Here is a 19,589-nt window from a genome sequence, read left to right as displayed (position 1 = left end):
GTATGAATCAATATAAAGAGTTTAAGAACTTATTCGAAGAATTTTACAAAAGCGAAAATATTATTCTTGATGCAGAAATGAAAGACTATGTTCATTTTAGAGTAGGTGGGCCAGCAGACATCCTTTTGATTCCAGAAGATAAAGATCAAGTGCTAAGAGCAATAAAAATTTGTAAAGAAAAGAACATACCTTTCTACGTAGTTGGAAATGGATCTAACTTATTAGTAAAAGATGGCGGAGTAAGAGGCGTTGTTATTAAGTTAAAGAATGTAAATGGCATAAAGGTTTATGAAGATATAGTAGAAGCAGAATGTGGAGCTATGTTAAAAGATGTATCTAATGCAGCCTTAAAAAATTCCTTAACTGGATTTGAGTTTGCATGCGGTATTCCTGGAACTGTAGGGGGAGCCGTGTTTATGAATGCAGGTGCATATAATGGTGAAATTTCTAATGTAATAGATAGTGCGGAAGTTATTGATAGCGATGGGCAACTAATAAGACTATCAAAAGATGATTTAGAGTTAGGATATAGATCATCGATTGTTATGAAGAAAAATTATATTGTTTTATCATCAAAATTTAAGTTACAAGTTGGGGATGTAAATAAAATTAAGGATACAGTTGATGATTTAACTTGTAAAAGAGAATCAAAACAACCTTTAGAATATCCTTCAGCAGGAAGTACATTTAAAAGACCAGAAGGGTATTTCGCAGGAAAATTAATACAAGATGCAGGTTTAAAAGGATATAGTCTAGGTGGAGCGGCAGTTTCTGAAAAGCATTCAGGATTTGTTATAAATAAAAATAACGCTACAGCTAAAGATATTTTAGATTTAATAGAATATATTCAAAGTGAAGTTAAAAGACAATTTAATGTTGATTTACATCCAGAAGTTAGAATAATAGGTGAAGATTAAATCAATTGATAATTAACAATTTATGAGGAAATTCAGTCATAGCTGAATTTCCTTTTTTTTCTTTTACAACAAATTGATAAGAAATTTATTTAGTTCACAGTGTAATTCACAGTTAACAATTTCTTAATTCAATATATCTGAATTATTTCAACAACTGTGAGCTCCAGAGAGTTTGTTTTGTAAAATAAATAATTGTCGAAATAAATTTTATAAGTTTTATTGACAATTATTAAGTGGTATAATATACTATATTTAGAGTTAAAAAATATTTTATAAAGGAGAAGTTTATGAGAAGGTTTTATATTAAAGAAAGATTATTGGCTATTGGAGCTAAATTTGATGTGCTAGATGAAAATGACAATGTAGTATTTATAGCAGAAGCGGATAAGTTTGATATAGGGAAAAATATTAGTATTTATGATTCTAATAGAAATAAAGTACTATATATGAGACAACAAATAAGATTAGGTGCACATAAGTATATAGCTTATGATTATAACATGAGGGAAATTGCAACAATTAAGAAAGAATTTATGATTCCAGAATATAATATAACTGGGGCTTTAGGAATAATGAGTATGGAATCAAATAGCATGCTTGGAAGACATTATATAATAAAGAAAGATGGTATAGAGATAGGAAAGATAGATAAGGAATTAACTTTTGGCCGTGATAGATACTCCTTAGAAGTTTTAGATGAAAGTTATACAAATTTTTTTATAGGATTACTTGTAATGATAGATATGGTAAGATTTCACAATAATAATTAATTACTAATATAAAGGCTTAATAGCTAATTCTCATTATGCTATAATAATTATATAAATATAATTCTAATAAAAGGAAATAATTAATAATATATTTTATAAGTTTATAAAAAGGAAGGTAGAAATAATGGTTCACGAAATAGATTATGAAATCTTAGGAAAAGAAATGCAATATGTAGAAATTGAATTAGATCCAAGAGAAACTGTAGTTGCTGAAGCTGGAGCAATGATGATGATGGATAACAGTATAACGATGGAGACTATTTTCGGAGATGGAAGTGAAAAATCACAAGGAGGATTTTTAGGTAAACTTGGAGGAGCAGCAAAAAGAGTTATTACAGGTGAAAGTTTATTTATGACAGCTTTTACTAATTCGGGAGTTATGAAACAAAAGGTAGCTTTTGCAGCACCTTATCCAGGAAAAATAATACCTATAGATTTAAGAAACTTAGGTGGAAGATTAATTTGTCAGAAGGATTCTTTTTTATGTTGTGCAAAGGGAATAAGTGTAGGTATAGCATTTACTAAAAAGCTTGGAGCAGGATTTTTTGGTGGAGAAGGTTTTATATTACAGAAGTTAGAAGGTGACGGTTTAGCTTTTATTCATGCAGGAGGAACTATTATAAAAAGAACATTGATGCCAGGGGAAACAATAAAGCTTGATACAGGATGTTTAGTTGCAATGACTCAAAATGTAAATTATGACATACAGTTTGTAGGTGGATTTAAAAATGCTGTATTTGGTGGCGAAGGGTTATTTTTTGCTACATTAACAGGCCCAGGAGATGTTTGGATTCAAAGCTTACCATTTAGTAAACTAGCATCTAGGGTTTACTCAGCAGCCCCACAAAATATGGGAAAGCAAGTTGATCAAGGAAGTGTTCTTGGAACTATAGGAAATTTATTTGAAAGATAAACTTTAAAGTATAGAATCCTTGTTATAAAAAATATATAATTATATCAATAAATAACAAGGGGGCATTAGAAACAACATGGAATGTAAAGTGAGAGAAGAAGTTAAAAAGTTAGAAAAGTATGTAGCAGGAAAACCGATAGATGAGGTTAAGAGGGAATTTGAAATAGATAAGGTTGTTAAACTTGCATCTAATGAAAATCCACTAGGGACTTCAAATAAAGTTAAAAAATTAATATTTGAGTTAGTAAATGAAATGAATATGTACCCAGATTCAGCTTCATATGATTTTAAAAAAGCTTTAAGTGATAAACTTAAAATAAATAGAGATATGATATTTTGTGGTGCTGGATCAGATTCATTAATAAATGTAATATGTGAAGTATTTCTAGATAAGGATGACGAAAGTATTATGCCAGAAATTACTTTCCCAAGGTATGATAGTAATACTGTACTTATGGGGGCAAAACCAATAAGAATTTCATTAAAAAATAACCGACTAGATTTAGAAATGATGATAAATGCAATAACAGATAAAACAAAAATAATATGGTTTTGTAACCCTAATAACCCTACAGGAGATATATTTACGGCAGATGAACTAAATAAAGTATTATGTAAAATACCTAAAAATATAGTTATAGTAATGGATGAAGCTTATTATGAATATGTTACTTCAGAAGATTATCCAAACTCATTAGAATTATTAAAATCATATCCAAATATGATAATACTAAGAACATTCTCAAAGGCTTATGGCCTAGCTGCGTTAAGATTTGGATATGGTATTGCTAGTGAAGAAATAGTAGATTATATGAATAGAGTTATAAATGCTTTTGATGTTAATTTATTTGCTCAAAAAGCAGCTGTTGCTGCATTAGAGGATGAAGATTTTATAAATAAGGTTAAATTGTTTAATAAAAAACAAAGAGAATACCTAGAAAAACAATTTAGTGAAATGGAATTAAATTATATAAAGTCTCAAGCAAATTTCATAATGGTTAATGTTAAAGGTGACGATAAACCAATACATGAATATTTACTAAGACATGGATATATAATAAGACCAGGATATCTATTAGGTATGCCTAGTTGGATAAGAGTAACTATAGGCACACAAGAACAAAATATTGAGTTTTGCAAATTGTTAAATAATGCTATAGAAGAACGAGATAAAAAATAGTTAAAAATAGAGAAGAGTATAAACTTTTCTCTATTTTTACTTTGTATTAAAAAACATAAATAATAGTGGAAGATTTATTAAAGTTATAAAAATAGCTTTAATATGATATAATTTAATTAAATAATCTTCTAAATAAAGGGAGGCATAATTATGAGATTTATAATAGTTACAGGACTATCAGGAGCAGGAAAAACCGAAGCAACAAGAAGCCTTGAAGATATGGGATATTTTTGTGTAGATAACCTTCCACCAAAATTAATACCAAAGTTTGCAGAAGCCTGTGTTCAAAGTCAAGGTAAAATAGATAAAGTTGCATTAGTCATAGATATAAGAGGCGGAATTTTCTTTGATGATTTATTTGAAAGCCTAAACTACTTAAAAAAGCAAGATTTTAAGTATGAAATATTGTTTTTAGATGCGTCAGATGAAATTTTGGTTAAGAGATTTAAAGAATCAAGAAGAAGTCATCCATTAGCTCCTGGAAGTAGAGTTATTACTGGAATTAATGAAGAAAGAAATAGGTTAAGAGAGGTTAAAGATAGAGCGGATATAATAATAGATACATCAAAATATGCAATTAGAGATTTAAGAGAAGAAATGAATAAAAATTATGGAGATATGAAGCAACCAGAAAAACAATTATCTATAACGGTTTTAAGTTTTGGATTTAAATATGGAATTCCAGTTGATTCAGATTTAGTGTTTGATGTTAGATTTATTCCAAATCCATTCTATATACCAGAGCTTAAACCATTTTCAGGAAGTGATGAGCCTGTTAGAAAATATGTACTTGATCAAGAAGAAACTAAAGGCTTTGTAAAAAGGGCGGATGATATGTTAGATTTTCTTATACCTAACTATAAAAGAGAAGGGAAAAGACAACTTATAATATCAGTAGGATGTACTGGAGGAAGACATAGATCAGTAGCAATAGCTAATGAAATATATAAAAAGTTATTATCAAGAAACTATAATGTTTCTGTTGAACATAGAGATATTGTAGAGGATGTACATCAAGGAGCTAAAAAACTATGAGTATTAAAGATTGGCTAAAGCCGGGGGTTAGAATTAAAAGATGGCTTTTCTTTGGAATATTTGGGATTTTATTAATTGCTTTTGGATTTACTGAACTTGCAGTACGAAGGGTATATGATTTTTATTATAAAATATTTTATATCTTCTTAAATATTACAGGAATATTTGTAATTTATATATCTATTGTAGAAAGTATGAAATCAATAATAGCATTGACAAACAAGGGATATATACATTTATCTCTAGATAGTAGGAAAATGGAAAATCTTATATATGAAAAAAGATTATTAGTAAAGGGTCCTAAAATAGTAGTAGTAGGTGGAGGAACAGGGTTATCTACTATGTTAAGGGGATTAAAATATTACACCTCTAATATAACGGCAATTGTTACAGTTGCTGATGATGGAGGAGGATCTGGGGCTTTAAGAGAGGATTTAGGAATGCTTCCACCTGGTGATATAAGAAACTGTATATTAGCTCTTGCAGATACTGAGCCATTGATGGAGGAATTACTTCAATACAGATTTCCAGATGGAAGACTTAAGAACCAAAATTTTGGTAATTTATTTCTAGCTGCTATGGATGGCGTAAGCGATAATTTTGAAGATGCAGTTCAAAAAATGAGTTCAGTTTTAGCAGTAACAGGTAAAGTATTACCAGTTACATTAGAAGATATGAAACTTATTGCTGAACTTGAAAATGGAAATAAGGTAGAAGGTGAGTCCCAAATTCCAGAAGAAGTATTAAAACAAAATTCCAGAATTAAAAAACTTATGATAGAGCCCAAAGAGGCTAAACCTTTAGAAGATGCTATAAAAGCAATAGAAGAAGCTGATGCTATAGTATTAGGTCCGGGAAGTCTTTATACAAGTATAGTTCCCAACTTACTAGTGAAGGACATTGCAGAAAGTATAAGAAAAAGTGATGCAATAAAGATATATATATCTAATATCATGACTCAACCTGGAGAAACCCACGGGTTTAAAGTTTCGGACCATATAAAAATATTAAAAAAATATGGTGGTAGAGGCATTGTAGATTATGTAGTTGCAAATAGAGGAGATATTCCTGAGGATATTAAAGAAAAATATTCATTGGATGGTTCTGAATTAGTAGAATTAGATATAAAAGAAGTAAGGGGATTAGGTGTAGATGTTGTTGAAGCGTCTCTTGCAAAGATCCAAAAGGGATATGTTAAACATGATTCAGAATATTTAGCAGAAGTTTTAGTAGATACTATAATGGAGAAAAAGCTATTATATGATAGAAAGAAAATCATAGAATATATGTATGTATCACAAAGGATAAAAGAAAGAGATAAAAAGAATAAAATTAATAGTAAAAAGAACTAAGATGATTAAAAAATCCTCTTAGTTCTTTTTATAATGTTATAAAAAATGCAATATAATTGAGTTATATGGAAAAATATATAATTATTTGCTAAAATATTCTATATAATTAGAAGTAGTAATTTATAAAAATAAAATAGTATAGAGGATTGTGTGGTATGGATATATTAATGATATTTATTGAAATGATGCTAGTAGTACTTTTGTATAATACCTTATTTAATAAAAGTAATAATAAAAACTTATTTAGATACTCAGCTGTAATAGCTATATGTAGTATATTATTTTATAACTTTAAAAGTATAAATGGAATATTGATTTATTTAATACTATTGTTATTTGAAATTTTTGCAATAGCATTTATAGATAAGAAGGATAATAATCTTGTATTAATAGAAATAGTAATTTGTGTTGTAGTAACCTTTATACTTCAAAATATATCAGTTACAATTGTATATTTAATAACTAGAAAAACAAAAGAATTAGTTTTTTTACATATGGGATTGTTTGTTGTTAGTATAGTCTCAATTATGATTTTTTCAAAAAGTTATATTAAGAAAAAAAGCTTGGATTTTGAGGATGATATAAGGGACAACCTATTAATATCAAATATATTTTTAAATATATTTATGTTTTTCATGATATTAAAGGTTATTTATGATAGCGGTAAATTTTCGAATTTAATAGTTATAGAAATAATTTTACTTATATTTATTAATATATTTTTAAATGTTAGTTTTTATAGAACCTTACATAAAAATATATTAAAGGATAAGAGTATAGAAGTTAAAAACGCTTACAATCCATTATTAGACGATATAATAGAAAATATAAGAGCAAATGAGCATGAATATAAAAATCATATGAATATGCTGTATTCAATAATATTTGTAGCAAAGGATATTCCAGAACTTAAAGAAAGAGCAAGCAAATATCTTGGTGAATTAGATCATAAAAATATATTGAATTCTATATTAGAAATAGAAAGTACAATAGTAAAATCTATTTTATATAGTAAGCTAGTTGAATGTGAGCAGTTTGGAATAAAACTTAATTATTCTATAAATAGCAATATAGAGGACTCTTGTTTAGATGATTCTGAAATAACTATAATATTAAGTAATTTATTAAATAATGCAATTGAAGCTACTAAAAATTCGGATAAGAAAGAAATTAATATAAAAATTTATAAATATGAAAGAATTTTAATAGAGGTTTCAAATAATATTGAACCAGAGAAAATAAGTAATTTTGATGTAGAAGATTTCTTTAAAAAAGGTTTTTCAAGTAAAGGAAAAGGAAGAGGTTATGGTTTATATAATGTTAGAAAAATAGTTAAAAAATATAAAGGTGATATAAGAATAAAAGTAGAAGGAGAAAATTTAGCTATAGTATTGTCTATATAAAACATAAATTAATATTTTTTATAATATATATTTAAATTAAATAAGTTAAGAATATATAGTGAATGTATTATATATATGTTTCAATTAAAACTATATATAATTATGATGTTATAATATTAAAAGTTAATAGTTTTATTTTAGTGTAGAATATTTATTAAAACTTATATAACAAATTAAACGACTATAATTTACATATAAATTTTTGTTATATTTATGATATAATTACATGATAAGAATAGATAATAAGGAGAAATAGGCCATATGTCATTTTCATCAAAGGTAAAAGGAGAAATTTGCAGATATTCTGAATTAACGAAAGAAGATGCATTAGCTGAAATATCAGCAATAATGAAAGTAAGTGGGACAATATCCTTTAGTGGATTAGGGTTAGCATTTAGGATTACCACTGAAAATCCAGCATCTGCAAGGCATATATTTAGTTTGCTTAAAGAGCACTTTAACATACATTCAAAGTTAATGGTTAAAAAAAGTAACTCATTAAAGAAAAATAATATATATATGGTACTTATAGAAGAGTCTATGGGGGTAAGAGATCTTTTAAGAGAAACTGGTATACTTACAGAAATAGAAGGGGTATTAACTTTAGATTATAGAATAGATGAGAATATGGTTAAAACAGAAGAGTTAAAAAGAGCATATATAAGAGGAGCTTTTATAGGTGGTGGTAGCATAAGTAATCCAGAAAAAACTTATCATCTAGAATTTGTTACTCATAGCGAAGATTATGCTAAAGACTTATCAGTTTTAATAAATACTTTTGGACTAAATTCAAAAGTAATACAAAGAAAAAATAGCCATATTATTTATTTAAAAGAAGGTGAACAGATTTCAAATCTTTTAGGAATAATAGGAGCGCATACCTCATTACTGGAGTTAGAAAATATAAGAATAATGAAGGAAATGAGAAATAATGTAAATAGGCTTGTAAATTGCGAAACAGCTAATTTAAGTAAAACAGTTAATGCAGCAGTAAGGCAAGTTGAAAGCATAAAATTAATACAAAGAGAAATAGGTCTTCAAAGGTTACCTAAAAATTTAAGAGAAATAGCAGAACTTCGACTAAGCTATCCAGACGAATCATTAAAGGAGCTAGGAGAAATGCTAGATCCTCCAGTAGGAAAATCTGGTGTCAATCATAGATTAAGAAAAATTGAAAAAATAGCAGAGGAAGTTAGATCAGGAACCTATTAGTACAGTTAACAGTTCATAGTTAATTGTCAATTGAAAGGAGGATGTTTTATATGAGTAAAAAATTTACACATCTACATCTCCACACAGAATATAGTTTACTTGATGGTTCAGGAAAAGTTAGTAAAATAATTAATAAAGCTAAAGAGCTAGGTATGGACAGTATTGCTATTACAGATCATGGAGTTATGTATGGGTGCGTTGCCTTTTATAAAGAGGCAGTTGAGCAAGGAATTAAGCCAATACTTGGTTGTGAAATATATGTAGCAGCAAAGTCAATGGACATTAAAATAAATGATAAGGAAAATAGTACTCATCACTTAGTTTTATTAGTAAAAAATGAAGAAGGATATAAAAATCTTATGGAAATTGTCTCACAAGCATCCATAAGAGGCTTTTATTATAAACCAAGAGTTGATCATGATTTCTTAAGAGCCCACAGTAATGGACTTATTGCATTAAGTGCTTGCTTAGGTGGAGAGGTGCAAGCTTGGCATCTTAAAGATAATTATGAAAAAGCTAAAGAAATAGCACTTCTATATAAGGATATTTTTAAAGATGGTTTTTACTTAGAGATACAAAATCATGGTATGGATGAACAAAGAAAGGTTACAGAAGCAAATATTAAATTATCAAAAGAAACAGCAATTCCTTTAGTAGCAACTAATGATGTTCATTATATAAATCAAAGTGATTCAGAGTCACACGATGTACTTATGTGTATTCAAACTGCCAAAACTATCGATGATCCAAATAGACGAAGATATCCTTCAGATCAATTTTATTTGAAATCCTCAGATGAAATGTGGGATATGTTTTCATATATTCCAGAGGCTTTAGAAAATACAACTAAAATCGCAGAAGAATGTAATTTTGATTATGAATTCCATGTATCAAAGCTTCCTAAGTTTCCAGTTCCAGAAGGCTTTGAGCCATATGAATATTTAAAGAATATTTGTTATTCTGGTTTAATTGAAAGATATGAAGTTTTTAAAGAAGTTGTGGATAAATCATTAAATGTGAAAGAAGTTGTGGATCATTACAAAGGGAATGAAGAAGCCTTTGGATATATTGAGAGATTAGAGTATGAACTATCAGTAATAAAACAAATGGGATATGTAGATTATTTCCTAATTACCTGGGATTTCATAAGATTCTCTAATGAAAGAGGAATCCCAACAGGGCCTGGGCGTGGATCGGCAGCAGGTTCAATAGTAGCATATACTTTAGGAATAACCAAAATAGATCCAATAAAATACAACTTACTTTTTGAAAGGTTTTTGAATCCTGAAAGAGTAAGTATGCCAGATATAGACTCGGATTTCTGTTACGAAAGAAGACAAGAAGTTATTGATTATGTTGTTGAAAAATATGGAATAGACAATGTTTCACAAATAATAACCTTCGGAACTATGGCACCAAGAGCTTGTATAAGAGATGTTGGAAGAGCTATGAATTATTCTTATGCAGAAGTAGATAGAATTGCTAAAATGATTCCTACCATGCTTGGAATAACCATAGATAAAGCTCTAGATATAAACCCAGAGCTTAAAGCAGCATATAATAATGAAGAAAGAGTAAAGGCCTTAATAGATGTCAGTAAGAGTTTAGAAGGATTACCTAGACATTCATCAACTCATGCAGCTGGAGTAGTTATATCATCTAAGCCTTTAGTTGAATATGTTCCACTTCAAAAAAACGAAGATTCTATAGTAGCACAATTTGATATGACCACTTTAGAAGAATTAGGTCTTTTAAAAATGGATTTTTTAGGTCTAAGGACCTTAACAGTAATAAACGATGCAGTTAAAATGATAAAAAAAAATAGGGATATAGAGTTAGACTTAAATAAGATAAACTTTGAGGATAAGGAAGTTTATAAAATGTTTGGAGATGGAAAGACAGCGGGTATTTTCCAATTTGAATCTCCGGGTATGACATCATTTATGAAGGAACTAAAGCCAGACTCATTAGAAGATATTATAGCAGGTAATTCTTTATATAGACCAGGTCCGATGGCTGAAATTCCTAAATATATAGAAGGAAAGCAAAATCCAGATAAAGTGAAATATATTACCCCAGAGCTTGAAGATATATTAGACGTTACTTATGGTGTTATAGTATATCAAGAACAAGTTATGCAAATAGTTATGAAGCTAGCTGGATACTCATTAGGAAGAAGTGACCTTGTTAGAAGAGCTATGTCTAAGAAAAAGCATAAAGTTATGGAAGAGGAAAGAAGAAATTTTATTCACGGTATTGTAAATGAAGATGGAACTATAGAGGTTCCAGGTTGTTTAAGAAATGGAATTTCGGAAGAAGCTGCAAATAAAATTTTTGATCAGATGATGGAATTTGCCTCCTATGCTTTTAATAAGTCCCATGCAGCAGCATATGCTGTAATAAGTTATCAAACGGCATATTTAATGAAATATTATCCTGTAGAAACCATAGCAGCAATGCTTAATTCTGTTATGGGAATAAGTGAAAAAGTAGCATATTACATAAATTTTGCAGAGGGTTTAGGAATACAAGTATTATCACCAGATATAAATAAAAGTTATTCTAAATTTACTGTTGAAGGTGATAAAATTATATTTGGATTGGCAGCAATAAAAAATGTTGGTTATAATGTTGTAGAAAATATTGTAGCAGCCAGAAATAAAAAAGGTGATTTTGAATCATTAATGGATTTTATAAACAAAATAGATTTGTCATCTATAAATAAAAGAGCAATAGAAAGCCTAATAAAATCAGGAGCACTTGATTGCTTTGAAGTTTTTAGATCTAAGCTCTTAGCTGTATATGAAAAATTAATGGATGGAGTCAGCAATGAAAAGAAGAGAAATATAGATGGACAAATGAGTTTATTTGGATTAGAGGAAGAAATTGAAGTACCTGAGATTAATTATCCAAATATTAAGGAATTTGCAAAGAAAAATCTTTTAGCAATGGAAAAGGAAATGACAGGATTATATCTTTCAGGTCATCCTTTAGATGAATATGTAGATAGCCTAAAGGTTCAAACTAGTACTACTATACAGAAAATTTATAAGTCGTATGAAATAATAAAAGAAAGTTATAATGCAAGCGATTTACCAGAAGATATAATAAGGGATGAAGAAAGAGTAATACTTGGGGGCATAATAGCAGAAGCCAATCAAAAGATAACAAGAAATAATACTATGATGGCATTTTTAAAAATGGAAGATTTAACAGGAGTAATAGAAGTCATAGTATTTCCTAAGACATTAGATAAAATTAGAGAATTTATTAAGGAAGATAGCTTAGTTGTTATAAAGGGAAGAGTAAGTATAAAGGAAGATGAGCTACCAAAGCTTATATGTGAAAGCATAGAACCTTTGGAGAAAATAAACACAGCAAAAGTTTATATTAGAGTAAATAATATTGATGAGGGCAGAGAATTAATGAAAGAATTGAAAAGAATGCCTTCAGAGTATAAGGGTGACACTACTGTATTTATTTTTACTGTTAGTGATAGAAAAAATTACAGAGCGCCGAAGGACATATGGATAAACTTAGAGTCTGAGGCAATAATTTACTTGAAGGAAACTATTGGCGAAGAAAATGTTAAAATTATAGAGTAAACTATTCAAAAGGAAGCTTGAATAAAATCATCTTCCTTTTTTGAATTATTTTTCTTAATTTTACTAAAACACAATATATATTTAATAAATTTGAAAAATAAAGAATTATAATTAAAAAATAAGAAAAAATTATTATATAGTCTATAAATTATATTTATTTAGGTTATAATATAAATAAGAAAGTATAAAAAAGTCGATAAAAATCACAATATTGCATTTATTTTAGTTGCATAAACTTTAAGTAGCAAGTAAAATAAATAAGGTAGTAAAAAGTAGTAAAGAAATTAAACTAATTTGTGCAATAATTAAAATTATTATAGTAATAAAAAATGGATAATTCCACAGAGAGTGGGACAACCTTTGTCCCGGTGGTGTTAAGGAGGAAACAGCATGAAAAAAATAGCTATTTTAACTAGTGGTGGAGATGCTCCAGGAATGAACGCAGCAATAAGAGCTGTTGTAAGAACTGCTTTATATCATGGAATAGAAGTAATGGGAGTTCAAAGAGGATATAGTGGTTTAATTAATGGAGAATTATTTACTATGGATAGATCTTCAGTATCAGATATTATCCATAGAGGAGGAACTATCCTAAGAACTGCTAGATGTAAGGAATTTAAAAAAGAAGAAGTAAGAATTAAAGCTACTAAAATACTAAAAGCATATGGAGTAGATGCATTAGTAGTAATTGGTGGAGATGGTTCATTTACAGGAGCTAAGCTTTTGTCAAAATTAGGTGTTAAGACTGTAGGCTTACCAGGAACAATAGATAATGATTTATCTTATACTGATTTCACAATAGGATTTGATACTGCATTAAATACAGTAATAGATGCTATAGATAAAATTAGAGATACATCAACTTCTCATGAAAGAGTATCAATAGTTGAAGTTATGGGAAGAGATTGTGGAGATATAGCTTTATATACAGGTATTGCAGGTGGAGCTGAATATATAATAACTCCAGAAAAGGGATTCTCAAAAGAAGAACTTTGCAAAGTTATATTAGAAGGAAAACAAAAAGGAAAAATACACAATTTAGTTTTACTAGCTGAAGGTGTAGGTGGAGCTCAAGAATTAGCTAAGTATGTTGAAGAAGTTACAGGAATTGAAACAAGAGCAACAGTACTTGGACATATTCAAAGAGGTGGTAGTCCAACAGTAACTGATAGAGTTTTAGCATCTAAAATGGGAGCTAAGGCTGTTGAAGTTCTTTTAGAAGGAAAAACTTCAAGAGTTATAGGAATAAAAAATAATGAGATAATCGATCAAGATATAGATGAAGCATTAGCAATAGATAGAACATTTGATGAAAAATTATATAAAATAGCAAACGAAATTTCATCTTAGGACATAAATTTTTGATTTATTACTCAATAAAATAAATATTTTTAAAGCCAACAATAAAATTATATACGTAAATTAAAGGAGTGTTGTTACATGAGAAAAACTAAGATGATTTGTACTATAGGACCAGCTAGTGAAAATCCAGAAATATTATCAAAAATAATAGAAGCAGGAATGAATGCATCAAGACACAACTTTTCACATGGAGATCATGCAGAACATGCTGAAAGAATAAATCTAGTTAAAGACTTAGCTAAAAAATACAATAAAGAAATAGCTATAATGCTAGATACTAAAGGACCAGAAATAAGAACTGGAAAATTTGAGCCTAAAAAAGTTGAACTAAAATCAGGTGAGGATTTTGTAATATATGCAGGTGGAGATGTAATTGGAGATACAACTAAGTGTACAGTTACATATGAAGGATTAGCTAATGATGTTAAACCAGGAAATATTATATTAATAGATGATGGTTTAGTTGGACTAAAAGTTGAATCAATTGAAGGAAACAAGATTAACTGTAAAGTTATGAATACAGGATTTGTAGGAACACATAAGGGAGTTAACGTTCCAGGAGTTTCAATTAAGTTACCAGCATTAACAGAAAAAGACATAGCTGATTTAAAATTTGGTTGTGAAATTGGAGTTAATTTAGTTGCAGCTTCATTTATAAGAAAAGCATCTGATGTTGAAGCCATAAGAAAAATATTAGTTGAAAATGGTGGAGAACATATTCAAATATTCTCAAAAATAGAAAACCAAGAAGGTGTAGACAATATAGATGCTATATTAGAAGCATCTGATGGAATAATGGTAGCTAGAGGAGATCTAGGAGTAGAAATTCCAATGGAAAAACTACCAGCAGTTCAAAAAATGATAATTGAAAAGTGTAATATAATCGGAAAACCAGTTATAACAGCTACACAAATGTTAGATTCTATGATAAGAAATCCAAGACCAACAAGAGCAGAAGTATCTGACGTTGCTAATGCTATTTATGATGGAACTGATGCTATAATGTTATCAGGAGAATCAGCAAATGGAGATTGGCCAGTAGAAGCTGTAGAAACTATGGCAAAAATAGCTATAGAAGCAGAAAGCCAATTACACTACGAAATAGCTACATCAAAAGCTAAGAAACATATACCAGCTATAGCAGGAGTTATTTCAAGAGCAGCTGCAAATGCTGCAAATGAATTAAAAGCTTCAGCAATAATTTCATCAACACAAAGTGGAGCAACTGCAAGAAGATTATCTCAATGTAGACCAGATTGTCCAATAGTTGCTGTAACTCCAGATGAAAAAGTGGCTAAAAAGTTAGCATTATGCTTTGGAGTTTATCCAGTTGTTTCAAGACAAATGGAATCAACTGACCAAATGATGGAAGAATCAGTTAGAGTTGCAGAAGCTAATGGATTTGTCAAGTCAGGAGATACAGTTGTAATAGCAGCTGGAGTTCCAATAGCTGAAATAGGAACTACTAACTTATTAAAGATAAGCGTGGTTGAATAAAAGAGAAGCCTTTAGGCTTCTTTTTTTACTCTTTAGGAAATTATAAAAAGTTTATCATGTAGATATAACTTTTTATAATTTTTTCATTCAGTTGGCGAAAAGGCATATAAATTTATCAATCACAAATAAATTGATAATAATTATCAATTAAAATCTAAAAGGCAATAAATTTGTTAATAAATTGTGTAATTATAGATATAAAAGTAGTTATATTTAGATAATTAACAAAATGTTAATAATTATATTGATAATATTTCAGTTATAATGTATATTATGAAAAGAATATTGTAATAATATTAAATGGAATTAAATGGCAACTAATTCTGAATTTGGGCATCTTAGGATGCCATTTTTTTTTACCCTAAAATAAGTATGCTATATATCAATTAATAATTTGTAGTTAACAGTCTGACATAGATTTAAGTAATATAAATTTTTGATAAGTGTATAAACTTAAGAAGAAAAGTATATCCCCTTGTGGCTATAGTGAGTTCATGATATTATAAGATGAAACTTTAGAGAATAGTTAAAATTTTTATATAAGATTTTAAGAGGTGATTATTTTGGTTGAAAAGAATAATGAATATATATTAGATATAGTTGGTGTAGGCTATGAAGGCGAAGGTATTGCTAAAATAGATGGATATCCAATATTTATAGAAGGTGCTATATATGGTGAAAAGGTAAGAGTCTTAATAGTTAAGGTTAAGAAGATCTTTGCATATGGAAAGCTATTAGAAATAGTAGAAGCTTCAGAAGATAGAGTAGAACCTAAATGCATAAATTACAAAAAATGTGGGGGATGTTCACTTCAACATATAAGTTATAAAAAACAATTAGATTATAAATATGAAAGAGTTAAGGATTGTGTTTCAAAAATTGGTGGATTATCAAAAGAACTTGTAACATATCCATTAGGAATGGATGTTCCAGAACGATACAGGAACAAAGTTCAGCTACCAGTTGGAATGGTAAAAGGAAAATTATCAATCGGCTTTTATGCACCAAGAAGTCACGACATAATAGATTTAGATACTTGTTTAATTCAAGATAAGATAGCAGATAAGGTTACTGAAATAACTAGAACTTGGATAGAAAAGTACAAAATAATGCCTGCAACAATAGATGGAAAATTTAATCCTAAAGGATTAATAAGACATATAATGATTCGTAGAGGGTTTAAAACTAATGAGGTTATGGTTGTATTAGTAACAACTAAAAAAGATATTCCATATATAAGTGAATTTGTAGAAATGATAAAAAATAATACTGATGGAATAAAAAGTGTTATTCAAAACATAAATGAAAAAGATACTAATGTAATACTAGGTGAAAAGTGTATAACATTATGGGGAGACGATATAATAACGGATTATATAGGAAACTTTAAATTTAAAATATCACCTCTTTCATTTTTTCAAGTTAATCCAAATCAAACAGAAGTATTGTATTCTAAAGCATTAGAATATGCTGCCCTTACAGGTGAAGAAACAGTTTTTGATGCATATTGCGGTACAGGAACAATAACATTATTCCTTTCACAAAAAGCAAAAAAAGTTTATGGTGTAGAAATAATAAAAGAAGCTATCCACAATGCAAAAGAAAATGCTAACATAAATTCTGTGGATAATGCAGAGTTCTTTGTGGGTAAATCTGAAGAAATAATACCTGATTTAATAGAAAAGGGAATCAATCCAGATGTTATAGTAGTAGATCCTCCAAGAAAGGGATGCGATATAAAATTACTAGAAGCTATAGGAAAAGCAAAACCAAAAAGAGTAGTATATGTTTCCTGTGATCCTAGTACCTTAGCAAGAGATTTGAAAATACTAGAAGAACTAGGATACAAGACTGAGGAAGTTCAGCCGGTGGATATGTTTCCGCATACTGCGCACGTGGAGACGGTGGTGAAGATAGTCAAGAAATAGCCAGATATCAAAGGCTTTGAAGGTTTTTAAGTAAATATTGATGTGTGTTTTATGTTCCCTCAAACTGATGGTTTGGGGGAATTTTTGCTTTAGGGGGTCTAACTTTTACGCAGAAATAGGGATATTTGCGTTAAGGTATAGGTTTTGCGTAAATGTTTATGTAGATAGAGAAAAACGCCCCCCTGGTTTCTATCAGGTGTTGTTTATTATTTTGCTTATTTTTTATTTTTTACTTAATTTTGAGAATCTGAAAATATGCAAAAGCTATCTATTATTAGAGAGGAGTTCTGATGTTTAGATTAAACTTTATTGATAAGTGGATACTTAAATGATAAAATATTAGAGAATTACTAATTCATAAAATAGGTAAAGGTGATTTGATGCATACAAGTTACAAAAAACTATAGATATTACTTATTGAAAAGAATATGACAAAAAGTGAGTTGCGAAAAAAGGCCAAGTTGTCTACTGGCGTTTTTACACGCTTAAACAAAGAAGAAGATGTATCACTTGCAGCACTTAAAAGTATATGTGAGATTTTGTCCTGTGATATTGGAGATATTTGTAGCTTGGTCTCAAAAGATAAAAATACAGAACGAGAGGGATAAAAATGCTAAAGACAGTTGATTTATTTGCAGGGTGTGGAGGGATGTCCCTAGGATTTCAGAATGCAGGATTCAATATAGTAGCGGCATACGATAACTGGGAACCTGCGGTAGAAACTTATAAAAAAAATTTTAAACATCCAATCTTTTTAAAGGATGTATCGGAGAGCGGCATAATCAATGAGATATTAGGATTGCAGCCTGACATTATTATTGGAGGCCCACCTTGTCAAGATTTCTCTTCAGCGGGACATAGAGATGAGAGTCTTGGAAGAGCTGAGTTGTCTATAACATATACGGACATTGTTATTACAGCAAAACCTAAGTACTTTGTAATGGAAAATGTGCCTAGAATTAGAAATAGTGAAACATATAAAATCGTATATTCCAAGTTAAAAGAAGCTGGTTATGGGTTAACAGAAAAAGTGTTGGATGCAAGTCTTTGTGGTGTCCCACAAAAGAGAAACCGATTTTTTCTTATTGGACATATCGGTGATGTAGATAATTTCCTGTCAGAGAGACTAGATGAAAAACTTGCAGAAAAGCCTATGTCAATATACGACTATTTAGGGGATTCCCTAGGAGTTAAGTATTATTTTAGAATACCACGCAGTTATAATAGGCGGGCAGTTTTTAGCATATATGAGCCTTGTGTAACAATCAGGGGTGTGGATAGACCCATCCCTAAAAATTATGTAAAACATCCAGGAGACTTGGTTGATATAGGTCCAGAGGTAAGAGCTTTAACTCCTATTGAAAGAAGTTACATGCAAACTTTTCCAAAGAATTTTATATTTGAAGATAATAAATCAAATTTGAATCAAATGATAGGAAATGCAGTTCCTGTGAAATTAGCAGAGTATGTTGCTTCTGCTGTTATGGAATACGAAGAAAAATTGCAATTAAGAGGTGAGGACAATTAGGCTTGTAGATTTATTCTGTGGTTGTGGTGGAATGTCGCTTGGTTTTCAGAACGCAGGATTCGATATCATTGCTGCATATGATAATTGGGAGTCGGCAGTAAACATATATAAGAAGAACTTTAATCATGGCGTTTATAATAAGGATTTAAATGATGAAACGGTAAATGCAGAAATATCATCTTTAAAACCAGATATAATCATCGGAGGACCACCTTGCCAGGATTTTTCGATTGCTGGAAAGCGTAATATGGGAGAAAGATCAAATCTTACAATTAGATTTGCTGAAATAGTATCATCTGTTCGTCCAGAGTGGTTTGTTATGGAGAACGTATATAATATTGAACGTATGCCAGTTCTACCTAAGGCAGTTTCGATTCTGAAAAATGCAGGATATGGACTGACAATAAAAATACTAGATGCATCACGATGTGGGGTGCCTCAAGCACGAAAAAGGTTTTTTATGGTTGGTCATCTTGGTGATAAAGATGAATTTTTGGAAACGCTTCTTAATAGTAGAATGAGCGCAAAACAAATGACAATTTTTGAATACCTGGGGGATTCCCTAGGTACTCAATTCTACTATATGCATCCAAGAAGCTACAATAGACGAGCGGTCTTTAGTATTCATGAGCCAAGTGCTACAATAAGAGGTGTAAATAGGCCGATACCAGAAGGATATCAAAAGCATCCAGCTGATAAAGCAGAAATATCAGATGGAGTAAGAAGTTTAACATCTAAAGAACGAAGTTATATTCAGACTTTTCCCGACTGGTTTGAATTTGATGGAAGCAAAACTGTTGTTGAGCAGGCTATCGGAAATGCTGTGCCTGTAAAATTAGCAGAATATGTTGGAAGATGTGTACTTGATTATGCCAAAAGGGGGTAAT

15 protein-coding genes are annotated in these 19,589 nt (G+C 29.5%); all 15 read left to right on the top strand.

The features are described from left to right. Nucleotides 1-2: 2 nt before the first annotated feature. The 15 genes from murB to ABDZ60_RS05960 all read left to right on the top strand — a co-directional run bounded on the left by murB (nt 3) and on the right by ABDZ60_RS05960 (nt 19,588). The gene (gene murB / locus ABDZ60_RS06030) at nt 3-917 is read left to right on the top strand and encodes a UDP-N-acetylmuramate dehydrogenase (RefSeq protein ID WP_343776926.1); all 915 of its coding nucleotides are present in this window, start codon (nt 3-5) and stop codon (nt 915-917) included. Between the two features lie 287 nt (nt 918-1,204). Continuing rightward, entirely contained in the window at nt 1,205-1,687 is a 483-nt protein-coding gene (locus ABDZ60_RS06025; RefSeq protein WP_486187732.1) for an LURP-one-related/scramblase family protein, read from the top strand. 124 nt (nt 1,688-1,811) lie between these two features. Further along, entirely contained in the window at nt 1,812-2,600 is a 789-nt protein-coding gene (locus ABDZ60_RS06020) for a TIGR00266 family protein (RefSeq protein WP_016207481.1), read from the top strand. Nucleotides 2,601-2,676: 76 nt separating this feature from the next. Further along, complete coding sequence (gene hisC / locus ABDZ60_RS06015; RefSeq protein ID WP_343776924.1) at nt 2,677-3,780, top strand: histidinol-phosphate transaminase; 1,104 nt, start codon at nt 2,677-2,679, stop codon at nt 3,778-3,780. Nucleotides 3,781-3,930: 150 nt separating this feature from the next. Further along, nucleotides 3,931-4,815 (top strand): RNase adapter RapZ, encoded by an 885-nt coding sequence (rapZ, locus tag ABDZ60_RS06010; RefSeq protein WP_343776922.1) that lies wholly within the window; start codon nt 3,931-3,933, stop codon nt 4,813-4,815. Then, the gene (locus ABDZ60_RS06005; protein WP_016207478.1) at nt 4,812-6,167 is read left to right on the top strand and encodes a gluconeogenesis factor YvcK family protein; all 1,356 of its coding nucleotides are present in this window, start codon (nt 4,812-4,814) and stop codon (nt 6,165-6,167) included. The genes rapZ and ABDZ60_RS06005 overlap by 4 nt, the downstream gene beginning before the upstream one ends. Nucleotides 6,168-6,322: 155 nt before the next feature. Further along, nucleotides 6,323-7,570 carry a sensor histidine kinase gene (locus ABDZ60_RS06000; protein WP_047002107.1) on the top strand — a complete coding sequence of 416 codons (1,248 nt, stop codon included), beginning with the start codon at nt 6,323-6,325 and terminating at the stop codon, nt 7,568-7,570. A 261-nt stretch (nt 7,571-7,831) separates the two neighbouring features. Further along, nucleotides 7,832-8,782, top strand: coding sequence for a DNA-binding protein WhiA (whiA, locus tag ABDZ60_RS05995; RefSeq protein WP_016207476.1), 951 nt, complete (start codon nt 7,832-7,834; stop codon nt 8,780-8,782). Between the two features lie 50 nt (nt 8,783-8,832). Then, nucleotides 8,833-12,387 (top strand): DNA polymerase III subunit alpha, encoded by a 3,555-nt coding sequence (locus ABDZ60_RS05990; protein WP_343776918.1) that lies wholly within the window; start codon nt 8,833-8,835, stop codon nt 12,385-12,387. A 390-nt stretch (nt 12,388-12,777) separates the two neighbouring features. Continuing rightward, nucleotides 12,778-13,737 (top strand): 6-phosphofructokinase, encoded by a 960-nt coding sequence (gene pfkA, locus ABDZ60_RS05985; RefSeq protein ID WP_016207472.1) that lies wholly within the window; start codon nt 12,778-12,780, stop codon nt 13,735-13,737. Between the two features lie 90 nt (nt 13,738-13,827). Further along, nucleotides 13,828-15,246 carry a pyruvate kinase gene (gene pyk / locus ABDZ60_RS05980; protein ID WP_016207471.1) on the top strand — a complete coding sequence of 473 codons (1,419 nt, stop codon included), beginning with the start codon at nt 13,828-13,830 and terminating at the stop codon, nt 15,244-15,246. Between the two features lie 563 nt (nt 15,247-15,809). Further along, on the top strand, nt 15,810-17,174 hold the full coding sequence (rlmD, locus tag ABDZ60_RS05975) for a 23S rRNA (uracil(1939)-C(5))-methyltransferase RlmD (protein WP_343776913.1): 1,365 nt from the start codon (nt 15,810-15,812) through the stop codon (nt 17,172-17,174). A 407-nt stretch (nt 17,175-17,581) separates the two neighbouring features. Then, nucleotides 17,582-17,782, top strand: coding sequence for a helix-turn-helix domain-containing protein (locus ABDZ60_RS05970; RefSeq protein WP_343776989.1), 201 nt, complete (start codon nt 17,582-17,584; stop codon nt 17,780-17,782). Nucleotides 17,783-17,784: 2 nt separating this feature from the next. Continuing rightward, nucleotides 17,785-18,702, top strand: a complete 918-nt coding sequence (locus tag ABDZ60_RS05965) for a DNA cytosine methyltransferase (RefSeq protein ID WP_343776910.1) — start codon at nt 17,785-17,787, stop codon at nt 18,700-18,702. After that, nucleotides 18,689-19,588 (top strand): DNA cytosine methyltransferase, encoded by a 900-nt coding sequence (locus ABDZ60_RS05960; protein WP_343776908.1) that lies wholly within the window; start codon nt 18,689-18,691, stop codon nt 19,586-19,588. The genes ABDZ60_RS05965 and ABDZ60_RS05960 overlap by 14 nt, the downstream gene beginning before the upstream one ends. The last annotated feature ends 1 nt before the right edge of the window (nt 19,589 follow it).

This window comes from Clostridium sartagoforme (assembly GCF_039521405.1).
In the GTDB taxonomy this organism is placed as follows: domain Bacteria; phylum Bacillota; class Clostridia; order Clostridiales; family Clostridiaceae; genus Clostridium; species Clostridium sartagoforme.
The sequence above is the reverse complement of the archived record's forward strand: the minus strand, read 5'-3'. Positions and strand labels throughout refer to the sequence as shown.

What these genes read in the sequence shown, in the direction of transcription:
- ABDZ60_RS06005 (WP_016207478.1), top strand. Translation starts at nt 4,812, where the DNA reads ATGAGTATTAAAGATTGGCTAAAGCCGGGGGTTAGAATTAAAAGATGG.
- ABDZ60_RS06020 (WP_016207481.1), top strand. Translation starts at nt 1,812, where the DNA reads ATGGTTCACGAAATAGATTATGAAATCTTAGGAAAAGAAATGCAATAT.
- ABDZ60_RS05990 (WP_343776918.1), top strand. Translation starts at nt 8,833, where the DNA reads ATGAGTAAAAAATTTACACATCTACATCTCCACACAGAATATAGTTTA.
- pfkA (WP_016207472.1), top strand. Translation starts at nt 12,778, where the DNA reads ATGAAAAAAATAGCTATTTTAACTAGTGGTGGAGATGCTCCAGGAATG.
- whiA (WP_016207476.1), top strand. Translation starts at nt 7,832, where the DNA reads ATGTCATTTTCATCAAAGGTAAAAGGAGAAATTTGCAGATATTCTGAA.
- ABDZ60_RS05965 (WP_343776910.1), top strand. Translation starts at nt 17,785, where the DNA reads ATGCTAAAGACAGTTGATTTATTTGCAGGGTGTGGAGGGATGTCCCTA.
- ABDZ60_RS06025 (WP_486187732.1), top strand. Translation starts at nt 1,205, where the DNA reads ATGAGAAGGTTTTATATTAAAGAAAGATTATTGGCTATTGGAGCTAAA.
- hisC (WP_343776924.1), top strand. Translation starts at nt 2,677, where the DNA reads ATGGAATGTAAAGTGAGAGAAGAAGTTAAAAAGTTAGAAAAGTATGTA.
- pyk (WP_016207471.1), top strand. Translation starts at nt 13,828, where the DNA reads ATGAGAAAAACTAAGATGATTTGTACTATAGGACCAGCTAGTGAAAAT.
- murB (WP_343776926.1), top strand. Translation starts at nt 3, where the DNA reads ATGAATCAATATAAAGAGTTTAAGAACTTATTCGAAGAATTTTACAAA.
- rapZ (WP_343776922.1), top strand. Translation starts at nt 3,931, where the DNA reads ATGAGATTTATAATAGTTACAGGACTATCAGGAGCAGGAAAAACCGAA.
- ABDZ60_RS06000 (WP_047002107.1), top strand. Translation starts at nt 6,323, where the DNA reads ATGGATATATTAATGATATTTATTGAAATGATGCTAGTAGTACTTTTG.